Below are 17,384 nucleotides of genomic sequence, written 5' to 3' on the forward strand. Positions count from 1 at the left end.
TAAACTCCTAGTTTATTTTAGGTAATGAAAAATAGAAGGTTGCTCCTTCATTTAGTTTACTTTCTGCCCAAACTTTTCCTTTATGCCGATGAATAATACGTCTAACAGTGGCTAGTCCAATTCCAACACCTTCAAATTCATCTGCACGATGCAAGCGTTGAAAAACCCCAAATAGCTTATTAGCATATTGCATATCAAATCCAACTCCATTATCACGAATAAAGATTATTTCTTCCATAGACGAAGTTTCTGATCCTATTTCTATTACTGGAGTAGAGCATGTACTAGAGTATTTTATAGCATTAGAAATTAAGTTGTTTAAAACAACTCTTAACATTGCTGCATCTGCATCAACCTTTGGTAAGTCATTGATAATCCACGTTATATTATCTTTTCCTGACATTTCTATTTGTGTTTTGACTGCTTCCTTAACTATTTCTCCAAGCTCAATTATTGTAGTTGACATGTCTTGTTTTCCCATTCGAGAAAATGCAAGTAATTCATCAATCAAAACTCCCATTTTTTGTGCTGCTTCAGAAATAATCTTAATATATCTGTTACCTTTTTCATCTAGCTTAACAGTAGCATGTTTTTCTAACAATTGAATAAAGCCATTTATATGTCTTAATGGTGCGCGTAAATCATGCGATACAGAATAACTAAAAGCTTCTAGTTCTTTATTTGTAGCATTAAGTTGTTCAGTACGTTCTAAAACTCGCTTTTCTAACTCTACATTTAATTTTTCAATCTCTTTACGAGATTTTTTATGCTCTAATATTTCTTCTTGCAACTGTTTATTTGTTAATTCTAATTGTTTGGTTCGCTCTTCAACTTTCTTTTCCAATTCTTCAGTTAGCTTACGCAAATCTTCTTCTAACTTTTTTCTTTTTGTTATATCTGTTGAAATACCTGCTAAAGCATATGGTTTGCCATCAGCATCAAAAATAGGAAATTTTACAGAAAGATAAGTACGTGCGCCATTTTGATGAGGTGCTGTTTCTTCATAAATAAGAGCTTTTTTTGTTTCAATTACTTTTTTATCATTTTTTAGATATTCATCTGCTGCTTCTTTAGGAAAAACTTCATGCATCGATTTACCTACAAGGGTTTTTCTAGGTATCTGAAATTCCTTTTCAAAAGGCTCATTCATTAAAATAAATCGACCTTCTAAATCTTTAAGATATATTATGGATGGAGAATTATTTAATATTGCTTGTAACTTTTCTTCACTTTCCTTAAGCGCCATCTCTATTTTTCTTCGAGCAACATCATTTTGATTTAATGTCCAAGCTTGCCAAAGAATAAAAGATGTAAAAAAAACTATTGTTGTAATTGCATATATTGTTAATCCAAATTCAGTATCATAAAATCCTAAATCCTGCCCCTTTAATCTAATCCAACCTAAAACTAATGGCATAAAAATAGCTACAGGCAGTAAACGTCTTGCTACTGTACTACCATAATAACTACCATTAAGTATACTAGCTATAGCATTGTTAGGGTAAATCCAAAATATTCCAAAAGATAGAACTAGTAGTGATATTGCTGTATGTAGAGCTATTTGTGTATTAAGTTCTTGCCCATAAAAAGTAACAGAATGATAAGCATAGCCAGTAATAGAAAGCAAAGAAAGAAATCCAGTAGTTAAGGTTAATATTTGTGCTGTAGCATATTTATGTAAAACTTTTGTAGTAAAAGAGAAAAAAGCTACACTTAATAAAATAAAATTTATCGCTGTCATAGGGGCCATTGGCCCGAGTCTAGTATTTCCTACTTGCTTAAATGGTCGCCAAAATAAAACATGATCTAAGCCTAAATCTCCCTTTAATAAATATTCTCCCAGTGATAATAAACTTATTAACATTATTAACATTGAAGAAATATAGATTAAGGATTTTTGTTTGTTGTGTAAGTTTCCAACTTCTGATGAATTACTTATAGATGCCCAAAGCATAAAACTAGATAAAATAAAGCAAATAGCTGTATTTGGCTGCATTGCAGCAAATGCAGGGGTTATCCTTAATAAACTTTCAATAGAAAACCCCCAACCAATAAAATTAGTTATTCCTATTAAAAAACAGAAAATAGAAACTAACTTACAAAAAGACAATGTCTTAAAGTATTGAGTAAGCATTAAGGTATTTCCTGTCTTAAATTAACTTACTGGGATTTTTACTGTATTTATTACTTGTATTATATATTTTAGGAAAATATGCGTATCATTTTATCATCTATAACTTAAGTACAATACTATAAGCCAAAGGTCTTTTCAAGATATTAATATATTGTTATTAAGATTTTTGATTTATGTATTTGTAAACAGAAGAGTTATTATCTTTTAATTTTATTTGATAGATAAAGGTAAGACTTTATGAATTATTTTGTTAGGGTTGAATTTTTATTAAGGGTAATAGTTATATCTTCACTGGTCGCATTACTTATTTTCATTGTATTTGCTTCTAAAACATTATCCTCATTTGCTGTAAGAAATACTTTTCCTGTAGTTTTTAAGTTAACTTGAAAACCTACAAGTTGGGCAAACTCTTTAGCTACTTCTTTAGCTTTGGGCCGGTTTTCAGGCTCTTTATCAAGTAGCCTCATTACTAACTCTTCTATTTCTAGTGAAATACTTGAATTTATATTTCTTAACTTAGGAGGGTTTTCTTTTAAGTGCATTAAGGCTACGGCCCAAACATTATTTTTATCCTCTATTTGAAATGGAAGTCGTCCTGCTAACATCCGATAAAGCATAACTCCAACACTGTAAACATCTGCTTGCCCATCATAATGTTTATTAGATAATCTTTCTGGAGCAATAAAAGTTGGAGTTCCAACAATTCCACTTTGGGTTAATGTATCTAAATCAAAATTTAATGTGTCACCTACAAGTTTAGCAATCCCAAAATCTACTACTTTAACCACTTCACCTTGTGGGGATTGATGAAGAAAAATATTGTCTGGTTTTATATCTCTATGAACAAGTCCGCTTGTATGTGCAGCCTCTAAAGCTTCACATACAGGTATGATAATTTCTGCACAACGCCAGGGGGTAAGAATTTTTTCCTTTTCTAATTCTTGTGTTAATGTGTGGCCTTCTAAAAGTTCCATTACTAAATAAGCAATTCCACTAGTTGAAACTCCTGAATCTAGCACTGCAACAGCATTTGGATGATTAATTCTTGAACCTGTTATTCCTTCTCGGCGAAAACGTTCTAGGCTTTCTAAAGATGTATTTGCTGATGATGGACGAAAAATTTTTACTGCTACTTCTCTCATTAAAGTTAAATGTGTAGCACGATAAACTAGTCCAAAACCTCCTGCTCCAATCTTTTTTTCAATTCGGTATTTTTCGTCTAAAATAGTTCCTGGTAAAACGTCTGATAAAGCACTAAAAATTAGTTCTGCTCGTTTATTTGATTGTATTATTTCATCACGAGAACGAACTAAAGCAGCATTTTTACTAGCTAATTCTTCATTCTTTTTATCAAGTTCATTATTTTTACCGTCAAGCTCTAAAAGTTTTCCTGCTAACTCATCGTTTTTCTTGTCAAGTTCTTTAGTTCGAGCTATTACTTTTGCTTCTAATTCTAAATTGCGTAGCAAAAAGCGACGTTCCCTAAAACGAACACCTAAATAAAATAATCCTAACAAACCAAAAATTCCACCACTATAAGCCCAAGGTGTTTCCCACCAATAAGGGTTAATAGAAAATTGGTAACTTGCTCCAGCTTCATTCCAAATACCATCACTATTACAAGCCATTACCTTAAATATGTAATTTCCTGCTGGCAAGTTATTATAGACAGCAAAACGTAAATTAGTTTCATTTGACCATTTTGAGTCAAAATTTTCTAAAATATACTTAAATTTAACTCTCTCAGGAGCAATAAAACTAAGGGCAGTATAGTAAAACTTAAAGGTTTTATTATCTTGAGAAAATGACATCTTTTCTGGATAAAAAGCTTGCTCATCAACTGTAATCTGCTCAATTACAACATTTGGGACAAGAGAGTTCTTCTTTTCAAAGTTAGGATCAATTGAAACTAAAGCTTTTACAGTAGGAAACCATAGACGACCATCTAAACTTCTACACCCAGCAGGTTGTGAATTACCATTACATTGATTTGTTTCCATCCCATCAGCTTTACTAAAAGCTCTATAAGTTATTTTAGCAATTTTACTGTTTGAATAATCCATTAAATCTTGTCTGCTAACTCGGTAAATTCCCTTGTTACAACTAATCCAAAAGTTTTCTTTGTCATCTGTTAGGATTTGAAAAGCAACATCATCAAAAAGACCAGATTTTATAGAGTAAAGGAAAAATTCGCCATCCTTAAAACGGTTAATTCCGTCTTGAGTCCCAATCCATAAATAGCCATCTTTGTCTGAATAAATTGATAAAACACTATTTCCAGATAAACCATTTTTTTCATTGTAAATAGTAAACTTCCCATACTTAAAACAAGCTAGTCCTCCGCCTTCTGTACCAAACCAAATATTTCCTTGTAAATCTTCACAAATAGATCGGACAATATTACTTGGCAAACCATCTTTAGTTGTGTAATTGCTAATCTTACTGCCATTTAAAGAATAAATGCCATTTCCATAAGTACCAACCCAAATATTGCCTAAACTATCTTGAGAAATAGAAAAAATATCATTGATTGGATAATGAGAAAATTTACCTTGGCTAAACTTATTTAATCCTTTGTTTGTCCCAATCCAAATATTTCCTTCTTTGTCTTCATAAACTGTGCGAACAAATTTATTAGCTAAACCTTGTTCTAATGTATAGTTAGTAAATTGACCTTGGTAAAATCTACTTACTCCACCGCCATCTGTCCCAACCCAAATACTTCCATCTTTAGCCTGATAAACAGAGCGAATATTATCACTAAGTAATCCATTTTTTGTTGTATAGTTAGATAATGCCCCGTCCCTTAACCTACTTAATCCGCTATTAGTTCCTATCCAAAGACTACTTTCCTGATCTTCATATAAAGACCTAATAATATTATCTGAAAAACCTTGGTCAGTAGAAAAAGTAATAAACTTGTTTTGTCTATAAGCAATTAGCCCTGTTCCATAGCCACCAAACCAAAGCGTGCCATCACGATCTTCTAAAATAGAGGATATACTGTTGTAAGAAAGCCCATATTCTTGACCAAAATGAGTTATTTTTCCTTCCAGAAAAGATTTAAGTCCGCCATTAGTCCCAATCCAAATCATTCCTGTTTTATCTTCAAAAATTTTATTAACAAAATTCCCTATAGCAGTATCATCTAGCTTATAGCTAGTAAAAGTACTGTTAGAAAATTGATTAATTCCCGCTCCTGTCCCAAACCATAATGTCCCAGCCCTATCTTGGAAAATTGCAGAAACTAAATTGTTAGATAGCCCATCTTTAGTTGTATAAATGGTAAATTTACTATCTTTATAGCAAGCTAGCCCTTGATTTGTCCCAATCCAAAGGTTTTCTGAACGGTCTTGATAAACTGAATAAATTGTATTTCCTGGTAGCCCTTCTTTAGTCGTATAAGAAGTAAATTTACCTTTTTGATAACAAAGTAATCCTTTACCAGTCCCTACCCAAATATTACCTAAGTTATCTTGATGAATAGCATTGATTCTATTATCTTGAAATTGAGGGGTGTTTTTTTTATCAAATACTGTAAAAGTCACCCCATCAAAGCGTACTAGTCCTTCATAAGTAGCTAACCATAAATAACCATCTTTACTTTGAATAATATTTCTAATTACTAAATGAGGTAGCCCATCTTGCCAAGAGTTAAGAATATATTGGTTTAGGTCTTTTTTAGGGTCAAGAGCAGATATTTTTATGGGTAAAATTAAAAGAAAAACTAAAGGAATGAAAAAAGAAAAACAAAAAAAGTAGAGCCATTTAGGTAAACATTTGTTGGCTAAATAAAAATAGGCTCTCATAAACTTGAGAATAAAAAATAAAACACTGATTTTAGAAGTCAGTGTTTTATTTTTGTTGAAAACTATTAAGCGTTTACTGTTGCGGCTTGCACCTCTTCATCTTTGACAAAAGCATCATGCATTACTGGGGATTTTCTCATCATTGTGCCAATACGGAAGAGTCCTTCACCTTGTGCAACATTTGTTCGATTTAGGTCAATGCTTGTATCAATTCTGGAACATTCTGAACGTAAATCTTCACAAAGTTCTACAACCTCTCTAGCTTTTGTTAAAATTTTGGTTGTTTTTATAGCACTTTCTTTCTTGATACGTTCATAAGTAATACCTTTGTAATCAGCAATTTCCGCAGCAATATCACGGAAAATAGAAACAGACGATCCTTTTGCTCCAATATCAACTCGCATTTCACGAGCTAAAGCATTAATTACCATCCAATCAGGTCTTACTTGTCCTTCTCCCTCAATTGCACGTTGGACACGTTGAACTTGAGTAGTATTATTAGTAAAAGTACCATCTTGTTCTGCAAAGCTATTTACTGGAAAAACTACATCTGCCATTTGAGCAGTTTCTGTTAAAAACATATCAGCAACAGCTAAAAACTTTAATTTCTTTAAGGCTATTTGCCAGTCTGTTCCATATTGCTCAACCGGGTTGCTACCGGCTAAATATAAAGCTTGGATTTGTGAACCAAAAGCCCTCATTAAACTATGTCCATTAGGAGCAAGTCCCATATCAATAGCACCCATTGTATTATTATAAGTTGCTAAAGGTAGATACTTAATAGGTCTTTCTTTTTGTTTGTTAAGAACTTCTGCTAGTTGAGCTAAGGCTGCAAGGGTTGCTCCTCGTACTTCTGGCCCAACAACAATAAGTAGTTCTTCGCTGTTAAATACTTGTTCACGAAGCTTTTGTAATTGTTCAACTTTTACTTTTGCTAATTCAGCAAGTCTTGGAAGTTCTGTTTCTGACTCAAAAAGCGAAGCTACAATAGCTGCTTCTGAATTTGGGCGGATATGCAAAAATTGCTTTGCTTGTCGTCTAGCAATCTTTGTCCGACGTGAATTAACAACCATTAAACGAGCATTATGTTTGCGCACAGCATAACGAATGACCATGCCAGACAGCGGATGATTTTCTGTAGCATCTCCACCAATCATCAAAATATTTTTTGCTTTTTTAACTTCTTGATGTGTAGCTATTGGGGCCGTTAGATGAGCAAAAAACTGATGCCAATCAGCATCGGCAACCTGTCCAAAGCTACGTGTCCCAATACCTTTTTCTGCAAATCTACGTAAAGTGAAATTAGCTTCATTTGTAAGTCTTGGGCTTCCTAAAACCGCAACAGCATCTTTACTACTAGCAGAAATCTCTTTTAATTTTTCAGCAGTAAATTTAAGGGCTTCTTCCCAACTTACTTCTTCTAATTGACCGTTTCGGCGAATCATTGGTTTAGTAAGGCGTTCAGGGTTAGAAATAAAAGAACAACCATAACGACCTTTAACACAAAGAAATTCACCGTTAACACCAGTCATATCTTTAGAAGCAACTCTTACGTAGTTGTTACCGCGAGTGCCTAAACGCATTTGACAACCATCACCGCAATGTGTGCAGGTAGTGACGGTTTCTTTCATATCCCAAGGACGCGAACGAAAGCGAGAATCAACCGAAAGCAATGCACCTACTGGACAAATTTCTACACAATTACCGCATTGCTCACAATCTAAGGAATAGCCTTTGTCCATTCCTTCTTTATCCATCCCTAAGCCATAAGGCCCTATAACTTCATGAGTACCTCGGAAAATCTTACCTAACGCATTAACGTCCATTACCTCAGTACATTCTCGGATACAACGATAACATCTAACACATCGTTGAGGGTCATAAGCAATAAATGGAGAAAGTCGCCATTCTGGAGTATTGTTCTTTTTTACATTATAATGAGCATAAACTGTACCATGCTCAAACACCATGTCTTGTAATTCACATTGTCCGCCTTTATCACAAACAGGACAATCTAATGGGTGATTACCTAAAATAAAATCCAGCATGCCTTTACGAGCATCATGTAACTCTTCTGATTCAGTAGTGACATTCATTCCTTCACCTACTTCTATTGTGCAAGAAGTAGCAAGCTTGTGCATTTTGTCAATTCTTACTAAACACATTCGGCAAGCAGCTTGAGGGGTTAAATCTGGGTAATAACAAAAATTAGGGACATGAATATCATTTTCCAAACAAACTTCAATTAGAAGCTTTCCTTTGGGTGCTTCATAATCTTTGCCATTTATTTTTAACTTTACTGTATCACTCATAATTGTTTCCGTTTGTTGATATTAAAGAAAGCAAGATCTATTTTATTACTTAGCCATTGACACTACTGGTAATGATTTACGCACATGTAAGCGTTTTTTGAAATCTTCAGGGAATTTCTTTATAGCACTAGTAATAGGCCAAACAGCCGCTTCACCAAGTGGACAATGGGAACGACCTTCAATATTAAAGCAAAGCTTAAGGATTAGATCTAAGTCGGATTCTTCACCCATTCCAGCTTTTATTTTCTTAAAGATTTTCATTAACCAGTCTGTACCTTCTCGGCAAGGGGTACACCAGCCACAAGATTCATGGTTATAAAATCTAATTAAATTAAAAGTAGTCTCAAAAATATCAGTGGTTTCATCCATTACAATTACACCACCTGAACCAAGCATAGTACCTACACTTTGGCAAGATTCATAATCTAGATTACATTTAGCAGAATCTTCAGCATTAATTATTGGTACAGATGAGCCTCCAACAATTACAGCTTTTAGTTTTTTACCACCGCGCATTCCTCCGCCTTCTTCATTTATAAAATCCATTAATGGATAACCCATTCTGACTTCATAATTGCCTGGACGGTTAACATGACCGCTTAAAGAAAACATTTTTGATCCGCCACTTTTTTCTGTTCCAAGGCTGCGATACCAATCACCACCCTTGTTAATGATATGGGGGACTGCTGCTAAAGTTTCCACATTGTTGACTACTGTCGGACAGCCATAAAGACCAACCACAGCAGGGAAGGGAGGTTTAATACGTGGATGACCTCGTTTACCTTCAAGTGAGTTAAGCAGCGCGGTTTCTTCACCACAAATATAAGCACCTGCTCCTGGGTGAACAATAATGTCATGTTCAAATCCAGTACCTAAGATATTTTTTCCTAGATAACCACGATCCCTGGCTTGTTGGATAGCTTTTTCTAAGATTGAGATCAAATACCAATATTCACCACGAATATAGATAAATGATAGGTTTGACCCTAGAGCATAACCACCAATAGCCATACCTTCAATTAATTGGTGTGGGTCATATTCCATCAGTGGACGATCCTTACAAGTCCCAGGCTCGCTCTCATCAGCATTACAAACCAAGTATTTTGGTTTATTTAATTGACGAGGAACAAAACTCCATTTTACACCAGCAGGAAAGCCTGCTCCACCTCGACCACGTAAGGCGGACTTTTTGACCTCGTTGATCACATCGTCTTGGGTCATTTTTAATGCTTTTGCTAGTGCTTGATAACCCCCATCTTTAAGATAAGTGTCAATATCTGCTGAATTAGGGGTATTAAATCTTGCTGTAAGAACTTTTAATTCTGCCATAGTCACCTAGGGTAATTTTGCTAAAATTTGATCTACTTTTTCAGTAGTAAGATTTTCGTGATAATCAAAATTAACTTGCATTGCTGGAGCCGTAGAACAAGAGCCTAAACATTCCACTTCTGTTAAGCGGAAACGTCCGTCTTTAGTCACTTCTCCATTTTTAATACCTAATTTATTACGTAAATGATCCAGGATGTCATATGCTCCACAAAGCATACAACTAATAGTGCGGCACACTTGAAGGTTATATTTGCCTATCGGATCTAGAAAATACATGCTGTAGAAAGTTACTACCTCATAAACTTCAACTGGCATAAGATCTAACTTTTCAGCAATATAAGCAATTGCTTCTTCTGTAATTTGTCCTTGCTCATTTTGAGCAATATGGATTAAAGGCAAAAGAGCAGAACGTTTATGAGGGTATTTATTGATTGTAGCTTCTATTTTTTGTTCAATTTCTGGTGAAAACATATTTAATTTTTTAATCACTTTTTAGCGATCAATTTCTCCTAAAACAATGTCTAAACTACCTATTATTGCTACGGTATCTGCTATCATTTCGCCTTTAGCCATCATTGGCAAAGCTTGTAGATTTACAAACGATGGGCCTCGGACGTGTACACGATAAGGATTTTCTGAGCCATCACTAATTATATAAACTCCATATTCACCTTTAGAGCCTTCTATAGCATGATAAGCTTCACCTGGTGGAACTGTAAAACCTAGTCCTGCTAGTAAAAAGTGATGGATTAGTGCATCCATTTGATTAAGCATTACTTCGCGGTCAGGTAAGCAAACTTTAGGAGTGTCAGCTTTTACCGGGCCAGGTTCTAGGCGTTTTAAGGTTTGTTTAACAATTTTATGGCTTTCCCTTAACTCTCTCATCCGCACCATATAACGAGCAAATACATCTCCATCTTTTTCTACAGGTACATCAAAATCATAGTTTTCATAGCCACAATAAGGATCATATCTACGTACATCATAATCTATACCAGAACCACGTAAAGAAGGCCCTGTTACACCCCATGCTATTGCATCTTCAGCAGTTATTATTCCTACTCCACGAGTACGATTTTGGAAAATCTTATTGCCTGTTAACAAAGTGTCATATTCTTTTAAGGCATTTGGGAAGTTATCACAGAATTCTTTTACTAGTCCTGGAACAAAATCAGGAATATCATAAGGAAGCCCACCTACACGGAAGAAACTAACTGTCATTCTACCGCCACAAACTGCTTCAAAGATATTAAGTATTTTCTCTCGTTCTCGAAAACAATAGAAAAACATACTCATCGCGCCAATATCTAAAGCATGAGTGCCTAACCAAACCATATGAGAGGCTATTCTTTGTAGTTCTACTAGCATGACTCTAATAGTTTTTGCACGCTCAGGGATATCGTCAACAATACCTAGCAATTTTTCTATACACATCACATAACCTAGATTATTTCCCATAGGGTTAAGATAATCCATGCGATCAGTAATGGTAATATTTTGTTGGTATTTCTTGGTTTCCATAATTTTTTCCATTCCTGTATGCAAATAACCTATATCAGGAATGGTATTAACTACGGTTTCACCATCAAGAACAACTTCTAAACGTAGCACACCATGTGTAGAAGGGTGTTGTGGCCCCATGCTAACGGTAATATTAGAATCTAGCGCAGTTTCACGAACTTGTTGTTCAAATGTTTTAGTAGGGGAATATTCCAACACTTTGGACATATTAATATCCTCTCAATAGCCGAATTATTCTAGTAACCTCTTAATGGAAAATCTTTACGTAGTGGATGACCTTCTAAATCGTCTGGAGTAAGTATTTTTCTTAGGTCTGGATGTCCATCAAAACGAATTCCCATTAAATCAAAGGTTTCTCTCTCATGCCAATTTGCTGTAGGCCAAACTCCTACAACAGTTGGAACATGGCAATCTTCTTCGCTAACACGTACTTTTAAGCGTAAACGGGTGCGTTTAGGTAGTGAAGTTAAATGATAAACCACTTCAAACCTGGGGTCTTCTTCTATACCTCAATCAACACATGTTAGATCCGAAAGTAAATTAAATTGAAAACTAGGGTCATCCCTTAAAAAGCGACAAACATCAGCAATGTTTTCTCGCTTTATATAAACAGTAGTTTCACCGACATGCTTTTTTATATCTTCTATTGCAGTTTCAAATTTTTCTTTTACTTGCTCAATAGCTTGTTCAACTAGTGATTTTGGCACAAGAGGAGCATCTGTTGCTTGTGCTTCAACATTAGAATCAGAATGTTCCAGAGATCCGTGGCTCACGCAATAACCTCCTCAATTTTATCTCTGCGATTTCTTAAGGATTCTGTTTGAATTTTTTCTTGTAATTTCATAATTGCATAAATCAAAGTTTCTGGTCTTGGTGGGCAACCTGGAATATAAACATCAACAGGAACAACCTGGTGAACTCCTTGAACAATTGCATAATTATCAAAAATACCGCCAGCCGTAGCACAAGCACCCATAGAAATTACCCATTTAGGTTCTGGCATTTGGTCGTAAATACGACGTAGCACGGGTGCCATTTTTCTAGAAACACGGCCAGCAACAATCATTACATCAGCCTGGCGTGGGCTAGCACGAAAAACTTCTGCTCCAAAACGAGCAACGTCAAACCTAGCACTAGTCATATTCATCATTTCAATAGCACAACAAGCTAGTCCAAAAGTAGCAGGCCATAAACTAGACTTACGCGCCCAGTTAACTAAATCATCAAGCCTTGCGGTTAAGACTTCAGGTAAAGCTTCGGCAAGTTTATTTTCTAAACCCATAATTATTTCCTCCAGTCCAAAATGCCTTTTTTCCAAACATAAATGTATCCGACTAGAAGTATAGCAATAAAAACTAACATCTCCCAAAATACAAACATTTTGGATAGGTCATTAGCTGCTAAGTTATAAATTTTACCAGCAGTTAAATCTGCTGCTAATTGACGAAAGATTACTGCCCAAGGTACAAAAAATATTGCTTCAATATCAAATAAAATAAAAAGTAAAGCAATCATATAAAACTTAACAGAAAATCGCTCGTGTGCTGAACCTACAGGATCCTTGCCGCATTCATAAGGCATTAATTTTTCACGTGTAGGAATATATTGACCTAATAATTGAGAAACACCAACTAATGTCCCAGCAACAACTATAGACAAACCCAACATCATTAAAATGGGAAGATAATTAATCATGGTGTAAAGTCCTACTTAATAATTACTGAATTAGGAGACTAACAAAATTTGTTGCGTAAGTTATTTCAGCTATTAGTTTTTCGATCTATTAGTTTGAGTTGAGATAACTGATTCTAAAATCAATCTTTTCCAGACAGCACATATTATTACAACCTCTTTGTTAGTGTCAAGCAAGCCCTGTTTTGCTTTTGGATAAGCTTAATTAAGTTGGTAGATTTACCAGACTGACTCTGCAAATAAAAACTGCTTTTCGGAAAAATAAAGAAAATTTTTGGCAAAAATAAGCGAAAAATTTGCAAAAAAATCCATCTATGCTAAAAAATAAAAGCAAGGTGTGAAAAATGAAATATGACATAGTATTAAAAGAATTATTTCAAGCAACATCAAATAGATTAGTACAATTGCTAGTAGGAGAAAATTTACAAGTAGTAGAACAACTAAACATAGAGTTTGCAGAAGTAGCAACACGTAGAGCAGATCTAGTAATGAGATTAAGTAATGGAAGAATTTATCATTTGGAACTTCAAAGTATAGATGATGAAGAAATGGTTTTAAGAATGCTAGAGTATTACTGGCTAATCTTTAAGCAATATAGACAAATTCCTTTGCAACAAGTTATCTATGTCGGAAATAAAGTATTTAATGGTACTACCAGTATTTCTCATCCTAATTTACAATTTAGCTATCAACTTATTGATATTCGTTCTTTTCCTGCTAATTTTTTATTAGAAAGTAATTTTCTGTCCGATAATCTACTAGCTATTCTTTGTCGTTCAAGTGATACTCGGTTTGTTATTGCTCAAATTCTTGAAAAAATTTCCCTTCTTCCTCGACATGATAGAGAAGATGCTTTAACTAAACTTTTTATTTTATCTGGTCTTAGAAACTTTGAAACCCTTATTTTACAGGAGCTTAACTCTATGTCTACCTCTTTTGATATCCGTGATAACTCTTTTCTTTCTGGTATTTTCCAGCAAGGCCATCAAGAAGGCATTAACACTGGTCTTCAACAGGTCTTCAACAAGGTCTTCAAGAAGAAGCTGCAACAATCTTACAAAAACTCTTAGAACGCAAATTTGGAACACTTCCGCAATCAGTTGTTGATAAGATCAAGTTGGCTGATGCTTCGACTTTAGAAACTTGGGCTATTAATATTTTTGATATTAATTCTTTAGAGGAGTTTTTAACACTTTAATATTAATATTTTATTTTAATAAACTATTAATATTGTCTTGGAGTTATTCGTTATAATTAATAGCAAATAAATTATTTTTGTATTTTTTAGGAATGTTAAATCTCCTTTGTTAACACCAGGCACATAGAAAATGCTTTTCTAATAAGATTTGCTAAAATATTGGCTAAAGTTACCCAAATAACATTTAGCTTCTTTAGTAGACAAAGGCTTGGGATAAAATGCACCCCGCATCATTAATAGGTCAAGTATTAGACCAAAAATACCGCATCGAATCCCAACTTGGTCAAGGTGGGATGGGAGCAGTTTATGTTGCTACTCATCTTGGTACAAAACGACCTGTAGCCTTAAAAGTAATTATTCCTCAATATATGGCCTATTCTGAGTTTGTAGAACGCTTTCGCCGTGAAGCTGAAGCTGCTGGAAGACTTTGCCATCCTAATGTTGTTAATGTTACTGACTTTGGTTTTGCTGATTTTGGAAAAGATCGTATTACTTACCTTGTAATGGAATATTTACAAGGTTGTACATTGGGAGAAGTGCTAAGAGAAGAAAGTAAATTACGTTTAGAATTTGTTATTAATATTGTAGAACAGATTTGCGCCGCTGTTGAAGAAGCACATAGCCAAGGTATTATCCATAGGGATTTGAAACCAGATAACATTTGGCTAGAACCTGATATTCAAGGTAATTATACGGTAAAAATTTTAGATTTTGGACTTGCTAAACTTGAAGATGAAATAGCTCCTATTAATAGCCTTAAGGATAATAGCTTATATAATATTGTTATTCCAAATAATACTAATAATTCTTTAGCAACAGTTGCTCAAAGGGGTAATACTTTATCACAACTGCAAGAATCTAAAACTTCAATTCAACCACTTGTGGATAAAAGTAGTAGTAGTAATGTGGCAAATTTGCCTGTAAGTGATAATGATGAAGTAGCAACACATATACAGTTATCTAATCCTGAAAGTAATTCGGAGCAAACACAAAAAAACAATTTACATCTCACAAAAAAACAATCTTCTGAGCAACTTACTAGAATAGGTTCAATTCTAGGAACACCTATTTATATGTCGCCTGAACAATGCCGAGGCGAGCAATTAGATGGACGTTCTGATATTTATAGCTTAGGGGTTATGGTTTATGAAATGCTAGTAGGGGAAACACCTTTTAAGGGAAACTTAGATCTACTAATAAACCAACATTTGACGGTTTTACCTGACTCACTTAGAAAAAAACGTCCTGATGTTCCTAAAGCTGTAGATAAATTAGTGATGTCTGCACTTGCAAAAACACCTTCAGAACGCCCTGCTAATGCGGCTGCTTTTGCTCGGGCTTTACGTTCTGCCTCAGAAGGTACTTTTGCTTTATTTAGACAAGCTTTTGGTTTTTATAGTGAATATTTCCCACAAATTTTTCGCTTATCTGTAGCAAGTTACTTAATAGTGATAATTCTAGCTATTTTACTTTCAATTAGTGCTGCAAATTCTGAAGGTTCTGTATCTTTACAACTTAATCAAGAAGGCTTTTCTAAAAGAAATATTTCCTCAAATATTCAACTTGTAGCTATATTTGTAACAGCTATTTTTTATGGTTTTGGGCATTTAGTAGCCGCTATTATTAGTCAACTTGTTTTTGTAGAAAAATTAACTCAGCTAAAGTTTTTCCCTCTTAGATCTATACAAATAAATATTCGTAAAACTATAAAAAAATATTTACGACCTGTTTTAAGAACTGTAATTCCTTTAATTATCATTACTTCACTAGGCTATATACTATTAATTATTCCAGGGATAATAATAAATATATATTGTCTACTTGTATTTCCTGTATTAGTAATAGAAAAACGGCAAGGATTTGCAGCATTAAAAAGGTCTAAAGAATTAATAAGCCGAGTTCCAGCAACAGCCTTTTTAACATTTTTGTTAATGTTTGCCGTTCCTTTTTTAGTTGCTACAGTTATTGAAGCTCCTGCTATGGAACTTAAACTAATAAAAGTTAAGTCATTAGCTTTAGACGCTTTAGTAAATTCTATAGCCTCTTTACTAGAGCTTCTACCTATAATCTTAATAAATCCTTTAGTTTATATAATGACAATTTTAATTTATTTTAAGGCTTTGCATTTAGGTGGCGAAACCTTAACAGAAAGCTCTCTGCAAGCAATTGAGGAAGATGCACCACCAGCAAAATGGCAAAAGTTGGTACAAGAAAGATTTCGTATTCGTAATCGTAGCACTATTAGTAATAAACCTAAATCGTTGTAAAATCTGTAATTTAGCTAATTCGGAATTAATCTGCTGTAACTATTTGAATAACAGACACCTTCTATTAGACAATGAAAGGTTTACTATCACACATAATTTGTTTTAGGAGGAAAAATCTATGAGTAAAGAGGCTAGTGCCTCTACATCTGTTCAAACTACCTATATTAGGGAGTTTGCAGGACATACTAATCATGTCAATGTGATAAGTTTTTCAACAGATGGGCAACAGTTAATTTCTGGAAGTTATGATCAAACAGCGCGAGTTTGGAATATAGCTAATGGGCAAGAGTTAAAAGTATTATCAGGGCATACAGAATGGGTTAGATGTGTAGCTATTTCAACAGATAACGCGCTAGTAGTTACTGGCAGCCTAGATCACACAGCTAAAGTTTGGGACGCGCAAACGGGCAAAGAAATTAGTAGTTTTTCTGATGAAAGTATTATTCAAGCTGTAGCAATTTCCCCAGATAAAAAGCTAATTTTTACTGGTAGTGAAGAAGGCATTGGGCGTTTGTGGAATTTAGAAAGCAAAAAGAAGTTTTTTGTTTAGCTGAGCATATGACAGCTATTTTAACAGCTAGTTTTTCCCAAAATGGTAAATTAATTGCCGAAGCAACAGGTAAATCTATACATGTTTGGGACAGCCAAACAGGTGAAAAAGTAGCTAGTTTTGATACTAATAAAGCTCGTGTTTTACATCTTAAGTTTTTTGGTGATAGTCATTTAGTTTCTGGTAGCGAAGATGGTATGGTGCGTCTTTATAATATTGCTGATCAAAAAGAAATACGTCGTTTTAATGCTTACAATACGTGGTTACAAAATTTTGCTATTTCTTCAGATGGAAAATATGTTTTTGCAGCTTATGACAATTGGACAAGCGGCGATAGCCCTCAAATTATAGTGCGTCGTTGGTTGCTAGAGAGTGAGAAAGATTTTCAAGATCAACACTTTATGGGACATAGAATGTCAATTTCTTGTATTGCTTTTTCACCTGACTGCAAATATTTTGTTTCTGGTAGTTCAGATAAAACTATGCTTTTATGGGAGCTTAAGTTTTAAGAAATTTTTATTATTATAAAAACTAAATAGCTGTACATTACTTTTTAATGAGTAGGTTACAGC

Annotated in this window: 13 protein-coding genes and 1 pseudogene; 5 read left to right on the forward strand and 9 right to left on the reverse strand. The window is 34.2% G+C overall.

The window, feature by feature from the left end; genetic code table 11:
* Nucleotides 1-7: 7 nt before the first annotated feature.
* The 9 genes and pseudogenes from IPK14_23355 to IPK14_23395 all read right to left on the reverse strand — a co-directional run bounded on the left by IPK14_23355 (nt 8) and on the right by IPK14_23395 (nt 12,800).
* The gene (locus IPK14_23355) at nt 8-2,134 is read right to left on the reverse strand and encodes a PAS domain-containing protein (protein ID MBK7996208.1); all 2,127 of its coding nucleotides are present in this window, start codon (nt 2,132-2,134) and stop codon (nt 8-10) included.
* Nucleotides 2,135-2,376: 242 nt separating this feature from the next.
* Nucleotides 2,377-5,943: a protein kinase gene (locus IPK14_23360; protein MBK7996209.1), complete on the reverse strand. Its 3,567-nt coding sequence runs from the start codon at nt 5,941-5,943 to the stop codon at nt 2,377-2,379.
* A 65-nt stretch (nt 5,944-6,008) separates the two neighbouring features.
* The gene (locus IPK14_23365; GenBank protein ID MBK7996210.1) at nt 6,009-8,255 is read right to left on the reverse strand and encodes a molybdopterin-dependent oxidoreductase; all 2,247 of its coding nucleotides are present in this window, start codon (nt 8,253-8,255) and stop codon (nt 6,009-6,011) included.
* Nucleotides 8,256-8,300: 45 nt separating this feature from the next.
* Complete coding sequence (gene nuoF / locus IPK14_23370) at nt 8,301-9,584, reverse strand: NADH-quinone oxidoreductase subunit NuoF (GenBank protein MBK7996211.1); 1,284 nt, start codon at nt 9,582-9,584, stop codon at nt 8,301-8,303.
* A 6-nt stretch (nt 9,585-9,590) separates the two neighbouring features.
* The gene (gene nuoE / locus IPK14_23375) at nt 9,591-10,055 is read right to left on the reverse strand and encodes an NADH-quinone oxidoreductase subunit NuoE (protein ID MBK7996212.1); all 465 of its coding nucleotides are present in this window, start codon (nt 10,053-10,055) and stop codon (nt 9,591-9,593) included.
* Nucleotides 10,056-10,076: 21 nt separating this feature from the next.
* Complete coding sequence (locus IPK14_23380) at nt 10,077-11,312, reverse strand: NADH-quinone oxidoreductase subunit D (GenBank protein MBK7996213.1); 1,236 nt, start codon at nt 11,310-11,312, stop codon at nt 10,077-10,079.
* A 29-nt stretch (nt 11,313-11,341) separates the two neighbouring features.
* Nucleotides 11,342-11,812, reverse strand: a pseudogene (locus tag IPK14_23385) (NADH-quinone oxidoreductase subunit C).
* 62 nt (nt 11,813-11,874) lie between these two features.
* Complete coding sequence (locus IPK14_23390; GenBank protein ID MBK7996214.1) at nt 11,875-12,387, reverse strand: NADH-quinone oxidoreductase subunit B; 513 nt, start codon at nt 12,385-12,387, stop codon at nt 11,875-11,877.
* Nucleotides 12,388-12,389: 2 nt separating this feature from the next.
* On the reverse strand, nt 12,390-12,800 hold the full coding sequence (locus IPK14_23395; GenBank protein ID MBK7996215.1) for an NADH-quinone oxidoreductase subunit A: 411 nt from the start codon (nt 12,798-12,800) through the stop codon (nt 12,390-12,392).
* A 341-nt stretch (nt 12,801-13,141) separates the two neighbouring features.
* On the opposite strand from IPK14_23395, the gene IPK14_23400 reads away from it, so the two are divergent.
* The 5 genes from IPK14_23400 (at nt 13,142) to IPK14_23420 (ending at nt 17,321) form a co-directional block, all read left to right on the forward strand.
* A complete protein-coding gene (locus tag IPK14_23400; protein ID MBK7996216.1) occupies nt 13,142-13,867 on the forward strand; it encodes an Rpn family recombination-promoting nuclease/putative transposase in 726 nt (241 codons plus the stop codon).
* Nucleotides 13,849-13,995 carry a DUF4351 domain-containing protein gene (locus IPK14_23405; protein MBK7996217.1) on the forward strand — a complete coding sequence of 49 codons (147 nt, stop codon included), beginning with the start codon at nt 13,849-13,851 and terminating at the stop codon, nt 13,993-13,995. Before IPK14_23400 ends, IPK14_23405 begins: the two co-directional genes overlap by 19 nt.
* 218 nt (nt 13,996-14,213) lie before the next feature.
* Nucleotides 14,214-16,262 (forward strand): serine/threonine protein kinase, encoded by a 2,049-nt coding sequence (locus IPK14_23410; GenBank protein ID MBK7996218.1) that lies wholly within the window; start codon nt 14,214-14,216, stop codon nt 16,260-16,262.
* A 118-nt stretch (nt 16,263-16,380) separates the two neighbouring features.
* Nucleotides 16,381-16,812, forward strand: a complete 432-nt coding sequence (locus IPK14_23415) for a hypothetical protein (protein MBK7996219.1) — start codon at nt 16,381-16,383, stop codon at nt 16,810-16,812.
* On the forward strand, nt 16,776-17,321 hold the full coding sequence (locus IPK14_23420) for a hypothetical protein (protein MBK7996220.1): 546 nt from the start codon (nt 16,776-16,778) through the stop codon (nt 17,319-17,321). The genes IPK14_23415 and IPK14_23420 overlap by 37 nt, the downstream gene beginning before the upstream one ends.
* Nucleotides 17,322-17,384: the final 63 nt, after the last annotated feature.

The sequence above is a fragment of the Blastocatellia bacterium genome (genome assembly GCA_016713405.1).
Lineage (GTDB): Bacteria > Acidobacteriota > Blastocatellia > Chloracidobacteriales > JADJPF01 > JADJPF01.